The organism is Holdemanella sp. (assembly GCF_056804935.1).
Genome location: NZ_DBMEXE010000020.1, coordinates 14,379 through 15,231 on the forward strand (window position 1 = coordinate 14,379; position 853 = coordinate 15,231).

1 protein-coding gene is annotated in these 853 nt (G+C 26.4%); it reads left to right on the plus strand.

What is annotated here, in order from left to right; genetic code table 11:
- Positions 1-342 precede the first annotated feature (342 nt).
- A partial coding sequence (locus ACZQCL_RS02015; RefSeq protein ID WP_482481739.1) for a peptidoglycan bridge formation glycyltransferase FemA/FemB family protein occupies positions 343-853 on the plus strand: 511 nt, incomplete at its 3' end.

Below are 853 nucleotides of genomic sequence, written 5' to 3' on the forward strand. Positions count from 1 at the left end.
TTATTCTTTTGGGATAAATTTTTTCCCAATGTGGACTTATGTGCAAAAAAAATGAACAAAATCGGGATAACTCACTTTATATTCATATTATACACATATAGAATCATTGATAAACAAAGGCTCTCAATGACTTTTCCCAAGTTATACAGAGAATGAATTTAGAATGTCTTTATCCACTGTATAACTTAGGATTTTATATACATTTTATATGTATATTTTGAATTAAAATAAAATAGAACACAGATCCATGTATATAATATGTGGATAATATATAGACCATTTTGTGTAAAACTAATAAAATGTTATAATGAAGTGCAGGAATATAAAGGGGTATAAAAGTATATGTATATTTTTAAATCGAATATAAATCAAAAAGAATACGATCACTTTGTAGAAAATCATCCTAGTTGTAGTTTGCTTCAAAGCTACAAATGGGCAAATATAAAAAATAATTGGAACTCCATTTATACAGGAGTTTATGAAAAGGATACATTAGTAGCCGCTGGGTTGGTATTGATTCGTCCATTACCACTTTCTTTTTCTATGTTTTATTTGCCTAGAGGACCAATTTTAGATTATAAAAATAAAGAGTTATTGAATTTTTACTTTACAGAATTAAAGAAAATTGCCAAAAAAGAACATTGTTTATTTATTAAATTTGATCCAAGTATTTTAATTTCAAGCTTCCACTTAGACGAAGAAAGAAAAGAATTTAATTATAAGGAAGAGTTTGAAAATATTAAATCATGCAAAGCCATTCATTATGGATTCAATAAAGATTTTGATACAACCATTCAACCAAGATACAATATGGTAGAGTATGCAGATGATTTTGGAATGGACAATTTATCTA